The sequence below is a fragment of the Sandaracinus amylolyticus genome, assembly GCF_021631985.1.
Lineage (GTDB): Bacteria > Myxococcota_A > Polyangia > Polyangiales > Sandaracinaceae > Sandaracinus > Sandaracinus amylolyticus_A.
This window is the reverse complement of record NZ_CP070225.1, coordinates 3426169-3439851: the sequence shown is the minus strand read 5'-3', so window position 1 is coordinate 3439851 and position 13683 is coordinate 3426169. Positions and strand designations below refer to the sequence as shown.

General features: G+C 72.7%; 12 protein-coding genes. 3 read left to right on the top strand and 9 right to left on the bottom strand.

Annotation, left to right across the window (positions count from 1 at the left end; genetic code table 11):
• Nucleotides 1-33: 33 nt before the first annotated feature.
• Nucleotides 34-984 carry a response regulator gene (locus I5071_RS14245; protein WP_236605993.1) on the bottom strand — a complete coding sequence of 317 codons (951 nt, stop codon included), beginning with the start codon at nt 982-984 and terminating at the stop codon, nt 34-36.
• A gap of 165 nt (nt 985-1149) precedes the next feature.
• On the opposite strand from I5071_RS14245, the gene trmB reads away from it, so the two are divergent.
• Nucleotides 1150-1755: a tRNA (guanosine(46)-N7)-methyltransferase TrmB gene (trmB, locus tag I5071_RS14240; RefSeq protein WP_157069119.1), complete on the top strand. Its 606-nt coding sequence runs from the start codon at nt 1150-1152 to the stop codon at nt 1753-1755.
• 3 nt (nt 1756-1758) lie between these two features.
• On the opposite strand, the gene I5071_RS14235 is transcribed toward trmB, so the two are convergent.
• The gene (locus tag I5071_RS14235; protein WP_236605992.1) at nt 1759-2553 is read right to left on the bottom strand and encodes a hypothetical protein; all 795 of its coding nucleotides are present in this window, start codon (nt 2551-2553) and stop codon (nt 1759-1761) included.
• Nucleotides 2554-2616: 63 nt separating this feature from the next.
• Complete coding sequence (locus I5071_RS14230; protein ID WP_236605991.1) at nt 2617-3513, bottom strand: sigma-70 family RNA polymerase sigma factor; 897 nt, start codon at nt 3511-3513, stop codon at nt 2617-2619.
• 54 nt (nt 3514-3567) lie between these two features.
• Here I5071_RS14230 and I5071_RS14225 point away from each other — a divergent pair, with 54 nt between their 5' ends.
• Nucleotides 3568-4239 carry a hypothetical protein gene (locus tag I5071_RS14225; RefSeq protein ID WP_236605990.1) on the top strand — a complete coding sequence of 224 codons (672 nt, stop codon included), beginning with the start codon at nt 3568-3570 and terminating at the stop codon, nt 4237-4239.
• On the opposite strand, the gene I5071_RS14220 is transcribed toward I5071_RS14225, so the two are convergent.
• From I5071_RS14220 to I5071_RS14210, 3 genes are read right to left on the bottom strand one after another with little or no spacing between them, the layout of a single operon-like run.
• Entirely contained in the window at nt 4206-4646 is a 441-nt protein-coding gene (locus tag I5071_RS14220) for a hypothetical protein (RefSeq protein WP_236605989.1), read from the bottom strand. The genes I5071_RS14225 and I5071_RS14220 overlap by 34 nt on opposite strands.
• On the bottom strand, nt 4643-6337 hold the full coding sequence (locus I5071_RS14215; protein ID WP_236605988.1) for an ammonia-forming cytochrome c nitrite reductase subunit c552: 1695 nt from the start codon (nt 6335-6337) through the stop codon (nt 4643-4645). Before I5071_RS14215 ends, I5071_RS14220 begins: the two co-directional genes overlap by 4 nt.
• The gene (locus I5071_RS14210; RefSeq protein WP_236605987.1) at nt 6334-9171 is read right to left on the bottom strand and encodes a tetratricopeptide repeat protein; all 2838 of its coding nucleotides are present in this window, start codon (nt 9169-9171) and stop codon (nt 6334-6336) included. The genes I5071_RS14215 and I5071_RS14210 overlap by 4 nt, the downstream gene beginning before the upstream one ends.
• A 73-nt stretch (nt 9172-9244) precedes the next feature.
• Here I5071_RS14210 and I5071_RS14205 point away from each other — a divergent pair, with 73 nt between their 5' ends.
• Nucleotides 9245-10156, top strand: a complete 912-nt coding sequence (locus I5071_RS14205) for a DUF808 domain-containing protein (protein WP_236605986.1) — start codon at nt 9245-9247, stop codon at nt 10154-10156.
• A gap of 95 nt (nt 10157-10251) precedes the next feature.
• On the opposite strand, the gene I5071_RS14200 is transcribed toward I5071_RS14205, so the two are convergent.
• Genes I5071_RS14200 through I5071_RS14190 form a run of 3 tightly spaced genes read right to left on the bottom strand, consistent with a single transcriptional unit; the run spans nt 10252 to nt 13507 of the window.
• On the bottom strand, nt 10252-11286 hold the full coding sequence (locus tag I5071_RS14200; RefSeq protein WP_236605985.1) for a polysaccharide deacetylase family protein: 1035 nt from the start codon (nt 11284-11286) through the stop codon (nt 10252-10254).
• A 53-nt stretch (nt 11287-11339) separates the two neighbouring features.
• Nucleotides 11340-12833 (bottom strand): AgmX/PglI C-terminal domain-containing protein, encoded by a 1494-nt coding sequence (locus I5071_RS14195; protein WP_236605984.1) that lies wholly within the window; start codon nt 12831-12833, stop codon nt 11340-11342.
• Nucleotides 12830-13507: an RNA polymerase sigma factor gene (locus tag I5071_RS14190; protein ID WP_236605983.1), complete on the bottom strand. Its 678-nt coding sequence runs from the start codon at nt 13505-13507 to the stop codon at nt 12830-12832. The genes I5071_RS14195 and I5071_RS14190 overlap by 4 nt, the downstream gene beginning before the upstream one ends.
• Between the last annotated feature and the right edge of the window lie 176 nt (nt 13508-13683).

Genomic DNA, 13683 nt, shown 5'->3' with positions numbered 1-13683 from the left:
GGACGCGACGCATAGCACGCGAGCGAGCAGCGATCAGGACGTGAGACGACGGATCTCTTCGCGGATGATCGTCTCCGCGAGATCCGGCACGACTTCCCACACCACGCGCTCGATCACCTCGCGCGAGAGCGCGAGCACGCCCTGCACCTGATCGGGCGTGAGGCCCATGCCCTCGAGCTTGCCGGCCATCTCGCCGTTCGCCGAGGTCGCGGCGGTCACGACTGCGGCGGGGCGGGCCATCGCAGGCGCCGCGGGTGCGGGCGCCGGCGTGGGCGCGGACGAGACGAGCGCGTCGTCGTCGGCGAGCTCGAGCGCGGGCTTGCGCGCCGAGACCGGGCCGGGCACCGGCGCAGCCGCGGGGATGGGCGCGGGACGGGCAGGCGCCACGGGCGCGACCGGTGCGGCGGTCGCGGGGCGCGCGCCGGTGGCGGCGGGCGGGCCGAACGCGACGGTGGCGCGCTGCGGCGGACGCTGGGCGGGCGGCGCCACGACGCCGGGGACGCCGGGCGACGGCGGACGCGGAGGCGAGGGCGGCGCGGCCTGGGGCGCCGCGGGCGCGACGGGACGCGGTGCGGCGGGCGCAGCTGCGACGGGACGCGCGGCGGCCGCGGCGCGCGGACGGCCGAGCACGTCGCGCACCTTGTCGAGCAGCGCCTGCGTCTCGAAGGGCTTGAGCACGTGATCGTCGACGCCGGCCTGACGACCCTTCTCGGCGTCGTAGGGCGAGTGCTGGCTCGCGAGCACCACGACCGCGACGTTCTGGGTCGCGGGGTTCGCGCGCAGCGCACGCGCGACCTCGTAGCCGTCGGTGCCGCTCATCGACACGTCCGCGAGCACGAGATCCACGCCCTGCTCGGTGGCCCAGCGGATCGCCGAATCGCCGTCCTCCACGGTGGAGATGGACGTCGACGGATCGCCTCCGAACGTCATCTCCAGGATGCGGCGCATCGTCACGCTGTCGTCGACGCCCAGGATCTTCGGCAAGCGAGCCTCCGAGAGCACACGAGAAGCGACGATCTGTCGCCGCGACTTGGATACGACCGATTCGGCCTCGGGGTCAAGAACGCTGCGCGCACGCACGTTTGCGCGCCGTCGGGGGTCGCAATGGAGTTGCGGGAGGGCCCGGCCCGTCGTACCTCGCGCCCCGCCGTGACCACGCCGCCCCCGATTCGCTACGGACTGATGGCGCGCACCGTGCCCGACGGGGACGTCGACCTGCGCACCCTCGTGCCCGGGGAGGGCCCGCTCGAGCTCGAGATCGGCTTCGGCCGAGGACGCTTCCTGATGGAGCGCGCGCGCGCCGCCCCCGGCTCGCGGATCATCGGGATGGAGATCAAGGCGAAGTGGGCGCACCTCGTCGAGGAGCGCCGGGCGCGCGAGGGGATCACGAACGCGGTCGCGCTGCGCGCCGATGCGCGCGCCGTGCTCCCGCGCTGCGGGCCGGATGGATGCCTCGCGCGGGTGTTCGTGCTCTTCCCCGATCCGTGGTGGAAGAAGCGCCACGAGAAGCGGAAGGTCGTCGACGAGACCTTCCTCGATCACGTGGCGCGGCTGCTCGCGCCGGGCGGCGAGCTCTTCGTGGAGAGCGACGTCGAGGATCGCGCCGAGGGCATGCGGGAGCGCATCGCGGCGCAGGGCTCGTTCGTGATCGAGCCGTGCGAGGCGAACCCCTACGGGGCGCGCTCGAACCGCGAGGTCCGCGCCGACGAGGACGGGCTCCCGATCTACCGCGTGCTCGGTCGCAAGCGCGCCTGACGATCAGAACGACGCACGCGTGAGCGCGGACGCGCACGCGTGCAGCGCGATCGCCATCGCGAGCACGGAGGACCACGGCAGGCGCGAGGGCGCGCTCGCGGCGACGGCGCGCACGGGGCGCAGGCGCGACCACGCGATCGGCGCGGCGAGCGCGAGCGCAGGGATGGCGGCGCTCGTCCAGAGCACTGCTTGGACCGCGCCCGCGATCTCGCGCCCCGAGCGCGCCTCGAAGCACGCGCCCGCGATCGCGACGGCCGCGACCACGACGCCCAGCACGACGCCGGCCGCGCGCATCCGCAGCACCAGCAGCGCAGAGGTGATCAGCCCGGACGCGATCACGAGCGACACCACGCCCTCGGCGCGATCGATCGTGCTCTGGAGCATCGCGACCGCGAACAGACCTTGGATCATCGCGACCGCGATCGTCGCGGTGGTCGCGGCGAGGAAGGCACCCCGGTACGCGACGGGCTCGAACCCTGCCGCGCTCGCGCGAGACTCGTGCGCCTCGCGCCCGAGCGCGGCGAGCGCGAGCGCGCCGAGCAGCGTCACCCCCGCAGCCTCCGCTCGACCGGCGATGATCGCGACGAACCCAGCGAGCACGACGTGGAGCCACGCCACCGCGCGCACCGCGACGTGTGCGCCGAGCCAGCGCGAGTGACACGCGAGCGCCGCGAGCGCCGGGCACGCGACGAAGAGCGCGTCCGTCCCGCGCCATTCGTATTGCACGTTGCACGCATGGAACGCGGCGAGGGCGAGGAATGCGAGCGAGGCCACCGACGCGCGGATGCGGGCTTTCATGCGATGGAGCAGTACCCGCGAGATCGGGCGCGCTCTTCTCGACGCCGAGGAGATTTCGTGGCGTCAGGGCCGCATGCGTGCGTCGAGGCGCTCGAGCTTCTCGGGCGCGAGGAGGTTGTGCAGCGCCGCGATGCGGCCCTCGGCGTCGAGCTCGGTCCACATGACGAGCCGGTTCGCGAGCGGGGGCGGGCGCGGCGGCAAGCGCGAATCGAGCGCGGGCGTGTGGTTGATCTCGATCCAGCGCACCTCGATGGGCTGCGGCGTGATCTTCGCGACGTTGGTCAGGAACGTCAGCACCTTCTCGATGCCGACCACCGGGGTCACCGCGGCGCGCACGCGGCCCGCGCTGTCCTGCACGAGACGCACGTCCTCGGCGAGCAAGCGACGCGTGGCCTCGACGTCGCCGCGCGAGAGCGCCTCGAGCAGCGCCGCGAGGGCGAAGCCGTTCTGGGCCCGTGACTCGCGCGAGAGCGTGTGCGCAGGCGCGTGATCCGCGATGGTCTTGCGCGCGCGGTGCAGCGCGACCTTCACGCTCCCCACCGTCGACTCGAGGGCCTCGGCGGTCTCGGCCTCGCCGAGATCGAGCACGTCGCGCAGCACCAGCACCGCGCGCTGGTGCGGCGTGAGCTGCTCCATCGCGACCAGCAGCGCGTAGGACGCGATCTCGCGGCGCTCGACCTCGTCGACGCTCGCGTCGGTGAGCGCGGGCTCGGGCAGCCACGGGCCCGTGTACGCCTCGCGCTTGCGACGCCGCAGCGCGTCGCGCGCGAGGTTCACCGCGACCCGGACGAGCCACGGGCGCAGCGGCGCGTCGAGGTCCGCCGGGGGGCGCTCGAGCGCGCGTATCAGCGTGTCCTGGGTGAGATCGTCGGCCGCGCTCGCGCTGCCCGTCATGCGGTAGCAGACGCCCCAGATGGTCGTGCGCTCGCGCTCGAGCGCATCGCGGACGCGGGGATCCATCGAGCCCACCATACGCGTCGATAACCTTTCGCGCCGCTCGAGCGTGGAGGGGGAATGGAAGGTTCTCGCAAGCGCCTGCTCCTCGTGCAGGCGATCTCCGGTGCGACGTTCGCGATCTTCGCGCTCGTGCACCTCGGCAACGTGTTGCTCGCCCCGATCCCCGGTGCGTTCGACGCGACGGCGTCGTGGCTGCGGCCGATCTACACGCACCCGCTGATCGAGATCGGCGTGATGCTCGTGCCGCTCGTCGTGCACGTCGCGGTCGGCGTGATGCTCGCGCTCGGTCGTCGGCGACGCGCGACTGCGGCGAAGCCCGACCTGTGGGCGCGAGCACATCGCTGGTCGGGATGGTTCCTCGCGACCGTGATCGTCGGGCACGTCGCGGCCGAGCGTGGGATCGCGCTCGCGTACGGGATCGTGACCGGCGGGCCCTCGGTGTCGTTCGCGCTGTGGTGGCAGCCGGTGTTCTTCTATCCGTACTTCCTCCTGCTCGGGAGCGCGGGCCTCTATCACACGCTCTTCGGGCTCTCGCGCGCGGCGCGACTGCTCGGCGTGCGGGTGCCGCGCGTCGGAGCACGTGCGCGGCCGATCGCGGTGGGCGCGCTCGTCGGTGCGGTGTCGCTCGCGGTGCTCGCGTGGGGCGGCTGGCTCTACGACGTGGGCGATCCCACCGACAACGACTACGCGCGCGTCTACGAGTCCTGGGGCTTCGTCGAGCTGCCCTGACGCCAGCTCGCGAGGGCGGCGCGCGCGATCGCGTAGATCACGAGCACCGCGCCGATCGGGACGAGCCACACGATCACGTTGGGATCGCCCTCGGGATGGGCGATCGACGAGAGCGCGAACGCGAGCGGGACGATCAGCGCGCCGATGTGCAAGGCGCGCATCGCGCCGTGATCGCCGTGATCGAAGAGCGGCGTGCCCGCTTCGCCGAACACCAGCACCACGAGCGAGAGCCCGACGCCGTGCGCGTGCGCGAGCACCAGCAGCTCGCGCGCGAGCGCGTCGTCGAGGTACGCGCCGATCTTGAAGCCGTGCATCGCCTCGAGCGCGAGCCCGAAGAGCGCCCACGCGAGCAGCGCGGTCCATCCGACGCGGCGGCACGCGCGTCGCCGTCGTTCCTGGAGCGTCACTCGCCGATCTCGATGGCGACGTCGCGCGCGCGAGCGCGCAGCGACGCGAGCTGCTCGGGAGAGGGCGCGTCGATCGGCTCGTCGATCATCGCTTCGATGCGCGCGACCGCCGCGATGCGCGCGTCGCGGGGATCGGTCGCGGTGAACGCGCTCGCATCGAGCGGAACGAGCGCGCGCACGCTGCGCCACGCGAGGTGGCGGATCGCGGGATAGGAATCGTCGCGCATCGTCGCGAGCAGCGCGCCGAGGCGCATCGAGCGCGGCGTCGCGCTCTCTTCGCGTCCCGCCGCCGCTGCGATCACGGCGCGCTGCACTGGATCCCCACCGACGCCCGTCGTCAGCAACGAGTCGTCGCGCTCGAGGTGACAGAGCGTGCACGCATCGGCGCGTCCTGCCTCCGCGTCCTCGACCGGACGCGGCACGTCGATGCGATGGCTGCGGTGCACGTCGCGGACGCCGTACACGATGCGCGGCATGTGGCAGTCGACGCAGCGAACGTCCTCGTGACGCGCGTGCTGCTGCGCAGCGGCGCGATCGACGAGCTCGGCGTGGCACGCGCCCGCGCACATCGCGTCGCCCTCGCGCACGCTCGGGCGCAGCTGTCCGCGCGGATCACCGTCGTGCATGCCGTGGCAGTCGGTGCACGTGAGCGCGCCCTCGCTCGCACAGCGCGACTGGAGCAGGCCCTGGTACTCGTACGCAGTCAGTCGCGGCGTTCCGTCGCCCCAGAATCGCGCGGCGAACACGCCCTCGCGCTCGGCGAGCGTCCCTTCGGACAGCACCGTGTCGTGCCAGAGCGGGCTCGAGTAGAGCGCGAGATCGTCGCCCGGGACGAAGGGATCGCCATGCGCGAGGAACGCGTCGACGTCGTCGGTGATGCGCTGCCCGTGACAGCGCCCGCACAGATCGGCGCGACGCGCAGGATCGAGGCGCGCGGGCGAGACGATGGTCGGGTCCGGCTCGTCGCTCCCGTGCAGCACGTAGCGGCGCAGCGGATCGCGGTTGCGCGCGACGTGCTCGCTGCCCGGGCCGTGGCACGCCTCGCATCCGATGCCGAGCTCCGCGACCTCGGTCGTGAAGCGCTGGGTGACCGGATCGAGCCCGGGATCGGGCGCGACGTTGTGGCAGAAGACGCAGTTGTCGTTCCACCGCGTGACGTGGCGGCGATGATCCGCGAGCGCGATCGCGCCCTCTTCGAGCCCCTCGGGATCGGCGGTGAGGAACGCGGCGTTCATGTGGACGAAGCGCTGCTCGGCCACGTCCCACGCGATCGGCAGGCGCCACCACGCGTCACCACGACGCGCGAGGTACTGCTGGTAGCGATGCGATCCGACGGTGCGATCGATCTCGACCTCATCGATCGCTTCGCCATCTCGCTCGCTGGTGATCACGAAGCGCTCGCCATCGCGCTCCATGCGCGACGTGATCCCGCCGTACTCGACGCTGCGACCGTCGAACGCACCGAGCACCGCGCCCGGCGTGCGCGCGTCCTGCGTCATCGTGCGGTGGAACGTCCGACTCCACGACTCGTGATGCACCGGATGACAGCGCCGGCACTCGCCCGACCCCACGTACTCGCGCTCGTGCAGATCACGCGGCGTCGCGAGATCCGACGCGACGCCGCGCGCTGCGAGCCCCGCGATCGCCGCGCCCCCGAGGACGATCACCGCGATCGCGAGCCTCTGCCTCATCCCAGCTCGAGCAGCGTCCGCTCGACGCGCTCCAGCTCCGCGAGCCCGATGCGCCGCATGATCGCGCGCGCCTCGCGCAGGCGTTCCTTCGCGCTGTCGAGATCGCCGCGCTCGACGAGGTGCTGGCCGAGATCGGAGAGCGCGCGCGCCGCGTCCTTCTCGTTCCCGATCTCGCGGAAGAGATCGATCGCGACGAGGAAGCTCTCCTCCGCGCGCCGATCGATCTGCCCGGTCGCGTCGAAGATCGTCTCCGCGCGCAGCTGACCCACCGCGCGATGCGCGAGCGCGATCGCTTCCTTCGCGCCGTACTCCTCGGCCATCGAGAGCGCGCGCTCGAGGATCGACTCCGCGCGCTCGTCACCGCGCCGCAGCGCGACGAGCCCGAGGTTGCGCTCGATCTCCGCCATCGCGCGACGATCACCGAGCTCGTGCGCGAGCGCGCGCGCTTCCTCGAGGCTCGCCTGCGCTTCCTCGACGCGCCCCGCTTTGCCCAGCGCCTCACCGAGGTTGTTGAGCACGAACGTTTGGGTGCGGCGGTCCGCCATCTTGCGGCCCTCCTGCAGCGCAGCGCGCCACGCCGCCTCCGCACGATCCGCGTCGCCGCGCTCGAACGACACGATGCCGAGCGTGTTGAACGACTGCATCACACCCGCGCGATCGCCGATCGACTCGCGGATCTCCAGCGCCGCGCGGAAGCTCTGCTCCGCGAGATCGAGGTTGCCGCGCGCGTGCTCGATCAGACCGAGCGTCGTGAGCGAGACCGCCTCGCCGCGCGCGTCGCCGTGCCCGCGACGGATCGCGAGCGCCTCGGTCGCCGCGTTCAGCGCGCTCTCGAGATCGCCGCGCAGTCGCTCGACCTGCGCGAGGTCGTCGAGCGTGCTCGCGACGCCGCGCAGATCCTCGGCCGAGCGGAAGAGCTCGAGCGCGCGGATCAGCAGCGCGCGCGCCTGCTCCTCCTCGCCGCGCATGCGGTGCACGCGCGCGATCCGGTTCAGTGCCGCGCCGCCCTTGCCGCGCGCGCCGACGCGCCAGCTCACCTCGAGCATCTCTGCGAACGCGCTCGTCGCCTCGTCGTAGCGGCCCAGCGTCGTGAGCAGCGAGCCGAGCACGTGCAGCGCATCGATGCGCCGCGAGATCTCGTCCGCGGGGATCAGCTCGAGCGCCTTCTCGACGTGACGCAGCGCGCTCTGCGTGTGCATCTTCGCGAGCTCGTCCTTCGCGGCCTCGAGGTACGCGCGGCCCGCGCGGCTCGCCATGCCCGCCTTCTCGAGGTGCGGCGCCGCCATCGCGGCGACTCCGTCGCGCTGCAGCTCGAGCGTGACCGTGATCCAGTGCGCGACCGTCGCGTGCCGCCGCGCGAGCAGCTCCGCCGGCTGGGCGCGATACACGAAGTGGCGCGTCTCCGAGTGCACGAAGCGGTACTCGTGACCGCCCGCGAGCTCCGTCTCCTCGAGCCGCTCGAGGAAACCCTTCTCCTCGAGGCGCAGGAGCGCCGTCGCGAGCGCGACCTCGTCCTCGTCGTCCGGCCACAGCGTCGCCGGGTTCGCCCGATTGCCCGGGGGACGACGCTCCGAACGCATCTGCGCGAGCACCGCGCGATCGCTCGCGACCTCGCCGACCACCGCCGCGCGATCGAGCGTGGCGCGCTCGAGATCGTCGAGCCTCGCGAGGCGCGCCTCGATCGCGTCCTCGATCGTCACCGGGAGCCCACCGCCCTCGAGCTGCGCCACGTCCGCGACCAGCCCGGCATCGGTGCGCTTGAAGAACCCGGCCTCGAGCAGCGCGAACACCAGCTCGCGCAGCGCGCCGGGATTCCCGCGCGATCGGAACGCGAGCGCCGCGACGACGGGCTCGCCCGCGTGGCGCAACGTCGGCAGGAACACGTGGAGCAGCGATCCGATCTCGCTCTCCGCGAGCGGCGCGATCGGCCCCGACACCACGCCGCCCGGCGCGCGAAGGTGCGCCGCGCGATCTCCGACCGGCGGCTCGCCCGCGATCACCGCCGCGATCGGCGCGTCGACCGAGAGCATCACCTGCAAGAGGTCCCACGCGTCGTTCTCGGCGAGGTGCACGTTGTCGAGCAGCACGATGATCGGTCGCTGCTTCGCGTCGCCCTCGACGAAGCGCGCGAACGCCTCGCGCGCGCGGCGCCGCAGCTCCTCGGGCCGATCCTCGAGCGGCATGAGGAACGGCGAGTCGGGGAAGGGCACGCCCGACAAGTGCCCGAGCAGGTGCGCGGTCTCGCTCACCGTGATCGCGTCGGTCGAGCGCAGCGTCTCCGCGACGATCGTCGCCATCTGCCCGCGCACCGCGCTCGGCGAGCTCGACGGAGTCACGCCGAAGCGCTCGAGGATCATGCGCGAGATCGGCGCGTTCGGTCCGTCGCCCTCGCGGCACAGCCCGTACATCACGCGCACCTCGGGCGAGATGCGCGCCGCGAGCTCGGCCGCGTGGAAGAGCAGCCGCGTGCGCCCCGATCCCGCGCCGCCCTCGAGCGCGACGAGCGTGGGCACGCCGCGCCGGAACGCGGTCTCGATGCCGGTGCGGATCGCGGTCGACGCGTCGTGCTGGCCGACCAGCGAGGGCTCGAGATCCTCCACGTGCACCGGTGGAGGCGTGCTGTCGCCGACGAGCGCCGTGCGCTCCGCGTCGAGCTCGATCGACGTCGGCGCGATCCCGACGATCGTGCGCTCGCCGCTGCCGTTGCCCGCGAGATAGCCGCGACCGTTGGGCCTCGGCGCCGCGCCCAGTCCTTGACCGCAGCCCGCACACGCACGGAACGCGCGCGGATTCTCGAAGCCGCAGTGTCCGCAGACCTGGGTCGCGAGGTTCATGGCCGCGATTGGGCCATGCCGCGCGAGCCGGTTCAATGCCGCAGTGCGCTGCGGGGGCTACGTTGCAGGGACTGTGGCAGGAACGAGCCTACTCGCACTGATCGACGACATCGCGAGCTTGCTGGACGACGTCGCGACGATGACCAAGGTCGCGACCAAGAAGACCGCCGGCGTGCTCGGGGACGACCTCGCACTGAACGCGGAGCAGGTCACCGGCCTCTCGGCCGACCGCGAGCTCCCCGTGGTCTTCGCGGTCGCGAAGGGATCGATCGTCAACAAAGCGATCCTGGTCCCGGTCGCGCTCGCGATCAGCGCGATCGCGCCTTGGGCCGTCACGCCGCTCCTGATGATCGGCGGCGCATTCCTCTGTTACGAGGGATTCGAGAAGGTCTGGCACAAGCTCACGCACCGCGACGAGCCCGAGCACGCGGCGCACCAGAAGGCGATCGCGGACCCCGCGGTCGATCTCGTCGCGTTCGAGAAGGAGAAGATCAAGGGCGCGGTGCGCACGGACTTCGTGCTGTCTGCGGAGATCATCGTGATCTCGCTGGGCACGCTGACCCACGCGTCGTTCGGGCACCGGGTCGCGGTGCTCGTCGCGATCTCCGCGGTGATGACCGTCGGTGTCTACGGGCTCGTCGCCGCGATCGTGAAGCTCGACGACGCCGGGCTCGCGCTCCGCGCGAGATCGAGCGGCGTGGCGCGCGCGATCGGCGGCGGGATCCTCCGGGGCGCGCCCTGGCTGATGCGAGCGCTCGGGATCGCCGGGACGATCGCGATGTTCCTCGTCGGCGGCGGGATCCTCACGCACGGCATCCCGGGCTTCGAGCACATCGTCGATCTCGCGACGCACGCGGGCCCGCTCGCCTGGGCCGTGCCGACGTTGATCGACTTCGTGACGGGCGTGCTCGCGGGCGCGGTGCTCGTCGCGATCGCGATGCTCGTGCAGCGCCTGCGCGCCGGCATGGCCGCGCAGGCCGAGTGATCGAACCTCGAGGACCGTCGAAAGATCGGCTCGCCCGCGGGTGGCTACCGCCCGCGCGCTTCGCGCGCTTCCGTGCGGGACCTGGGGACGAGCACTCAGCGCATCGCGAGACGCGCGCAGCGGGCCTCGGCGGCCTCGCGCAGCCGCGCCTGTCGCGCCTCGAGCCAGGCAGGCTCGGGCATCGCGGGCGGGGCTTCCTCGGATGCGTTCGCCTCGCCGCGCATCGTGAAGAACGGGCGCGGATCGTCGACCACGTCGTAGAGCTCCTCGCCCGCCTCGAGCAGCGCGCAGTTGCGGTGCTCGAGCTCGTGCACGATGCGCGGCAGCGCCTCGACGCTCCACTCGTGGATGTCGTGGAGCAGCACGATCCCGCCGCGCTCGCCGTTCTCGCGCTCGCGGCGCTCGAGCACGCGCGTGAAGGTGCGGAGCACGTCGTCGCTGGAGCGCACCTGGAAGTCACCGGTGCCGACGTTCCACAGCACCTGGGTGTAGCCGCGCTCCGCGAGCCACGCGTCGATGCGCGGCGAGCGCGATCCACCGGGCGGACGGATCAGCCACGGTCGCGCGCCGAGCACGTTCTCGAACACGCGCTCGGTGCCGAGGACCTGCTCCACGAGATCTTCGTGCGAGAGCAGCGGGAGCTGCACGTGATCCATCGTGTGACTGCCCACGATGTGCCCGCGCGCGACGATGTCGCGCGCGATGTCGGCGAGGAGGCGCTCGCGCGGCGTGGTGCCCTCGAAGCGCCGCGCGGTCAGGAAGAACACCGCGCGGATCCCGAGCGCGTCGAGCGTGTCGAGCAGCCCCGGCGTGTAGCGATGGTCGGGCCCGTCGTCGAACGTGAAGAGGATCAGCCGATGCGGGGTCCCGCCGGTGATCACCATGCCCTCGCGGAGATCCGCGCCCATCCCGTCGAGCGGCTCGACGAGCTCGTCGTCGGGCTCGGGCGCGATCTCCGCGACGTCGATCGGCTCGTCGACCGGCGCGGGTGGGGCGACGTCCTCGCGGACCATCGCGTGCGCCGCCGACTGCGCGACGGGACGTGTGAAGTGCGCGAGCATCGCGCCCCCCGCGAGAGCGCTCGCGCAGAGCAGAACGCGCCCGATGATCGGCAGTCCTCGACCCAACATGGCGCCAGTGTAGGCGCGTGTGGGCGGTCAGATCCAAATATCGGACGTGCGGCTCACCGCCCGCCGAACGCGAGCGGCACGTCGAAGCGCACGAACCCGCCCGACGGCGGCGGGAACGTCCATCGTTCCGCGTAGTTCCGCACGCACTGCTGGAGGCCCTCGGGCACGTCCCCGCCGACCACCTCGGCGCGCGACACCGAGCCGTCGAGGCCCACCGTGATGCGCACCGTCAGCCGTCCTTCGAGGTCCGGCCGCTCGCGCATCCCGAGCTCGTAGCACTGGCGCAGCCGCGGCAGGCCGCCCTGCACGACCTCGCGGATGTCCGCCTCGGGCAGCGTGCCCTCGCGCACCCGCGGCGCCTGCGGCTGCAGATCCGCCGCATCGAGCGCGACGCCGTCCTCGCCGACGACGATCACGGTGCGGAACGCGCGCCCGGTCTGATCGAAGCCGCCGATGTTCAGCTCGCCGGGGCGCACGCGCATCGCGAGCTCACCCGCGCCCTCGGCCTCCACGTCGCCGATCTGCCAGCGCACGAGCCCGGGGTGCCGCACGCGCAGCACGCCGGTGCCCGCGTCCGCGTCGGCGATGCCATGCGGCTCGCGCACGCGGGGCACCTCGCCCGCCTCGGCGCTGCTCCAGCGCGCGGGCGCGCGCACGATCTCGACGCGCCCGTCGGGGCGCTGCACCTCGACCTCGCCCTCGGCGACCGCGAGCCGCACCACACCGCCCTCGTCGAGCACGACCTCGGCGCGCGTCACGCGCAGCGCGAAGCGATGCTCCGACGCGATCACCACGAAGCGCGACTCGCCCTGGAAGAGCGGCCCGCCGGTCGATGCCGCGAGCGTGCCCGCGCGCAGATCGATCTCGACGTCGCGCTCGCGCAGCTTCGTGAGCAGCGCTTCGCTCGCGGGGTACGCGATCACGCCGGTGTCCTCGGCGAGCCGCACGTGGACCTCGCTCGCGTCGTCGGTGCGCAGCGTCGTCGCGTCGGCGAGCAGGTCGTCCACCGCTGCCGCGCGCGCCGTTCCATCGGGCGCGATCACCTGCGCCCCGCGCCCCGCGACCAGCGTGACGGTCGCCGCGAGCGGCGCGGCCTCGGCGACCACCTCGGGCGGCTCGGGCTCCGGCGCGGGCGCTTCGATCACCGGCGCGGGCGGCGGCGTCGGCCGCGCGATCTGGGGCGCGGGCCGCGTCGCGACGTACGCGAGCACACCCGCTGCCGCGAGCGCCGCGACACCCAACGAGATCCAGGGCCGGCGCGATTTCGTCGCCTGGTCGCGCTTCTTCGCGCGCAGCGTCTCCGCGACCTTCTTCGCCTCGCGCTCGAGCGCGAGCTCCATCCGCGACCAGTCGAGCTCGGGCGGCGCCTCGTCGCGCGCCTCGTCGGCGATGCGGTCGTAGAGCGCCATCGCTGCGAGCGCCTGACGGCACACGTCGCAGCCCGCGAGGTGCCGCTCGATGCGCGCGCGCCCCGCGGCCGAGAGACGTCGCTCCTGCAGCGCGAGCAGCGCCCCGATCTTCGGCGAGTGCTCCCTCTCGCCCGTCACGGTCGGCTCTCCCGGCTGCTCTCGTCCTCGGCCATCGCCTCGGGCGGACCGCGGAGCCCGTCGTCGGCTTTCGAGCGCGGCTTGCCCGGTAGCTGTGCGACGAGGACCTCCATCACCTGCGCGAGGCTCGGCTCCGCCGTCATCGCGGCGTAGAGCTCCTTGCGCGCGTAGAAGAGCCGAGTGCGCACGGTGAGCACGGGGACTCCGACGATCTCCGCGATCTCCTTCGCGGGCACTCCGTCGAAGTCGTGCATCACCAGCACTTCGCGCTTCTTGTCGCTCAGCTGATCGAGCAGGCGATAGAGCGTTCGCACACGCTCCTGGCGCTCGACGATCACGTCCGGCGTCTCGTGCGGCGCGCCGTCCGCGGGTCCCTCCGGAACCTCGACGTCGGTGAAGCGCGGCCTCGAGCGACCCTTGCGCAGGTGCATGCGCGAGACGTTCACCGCGAGCCGGTAGAGCCACGTCGAGAACCGCGACTCGCCGCGGAACGAGCGCAGCGATCGGTACACGTGCAGGAAGACCTCCTGCACCACGTCCTCGATCTCCGGGCCCGGTCCGATCATGCGGAACACCACGCGCGACACGTCGCTGCGGTGGTTGCGGAAGATCTCGCGGAAGGCCGCCGCGTCTCCCGCCTGCGCTCGCTCGATCAGCGCGCGTTCCGGATCCATTCCTGGTGCTGCCTGCTTCGGCACCTTCGCGGGAGCGACGGCACCGTTCGCGTCGCGGGTGTCCGCGACCGGGAGGGGAAGGGCGTCGATCGGAGACGCGTGAAGCGACGATAGCATGGCACCGCGGCGGGTTCGTCCCACCGTTGCGGCGCCATCTCGCCTCATTCAGGCGATCA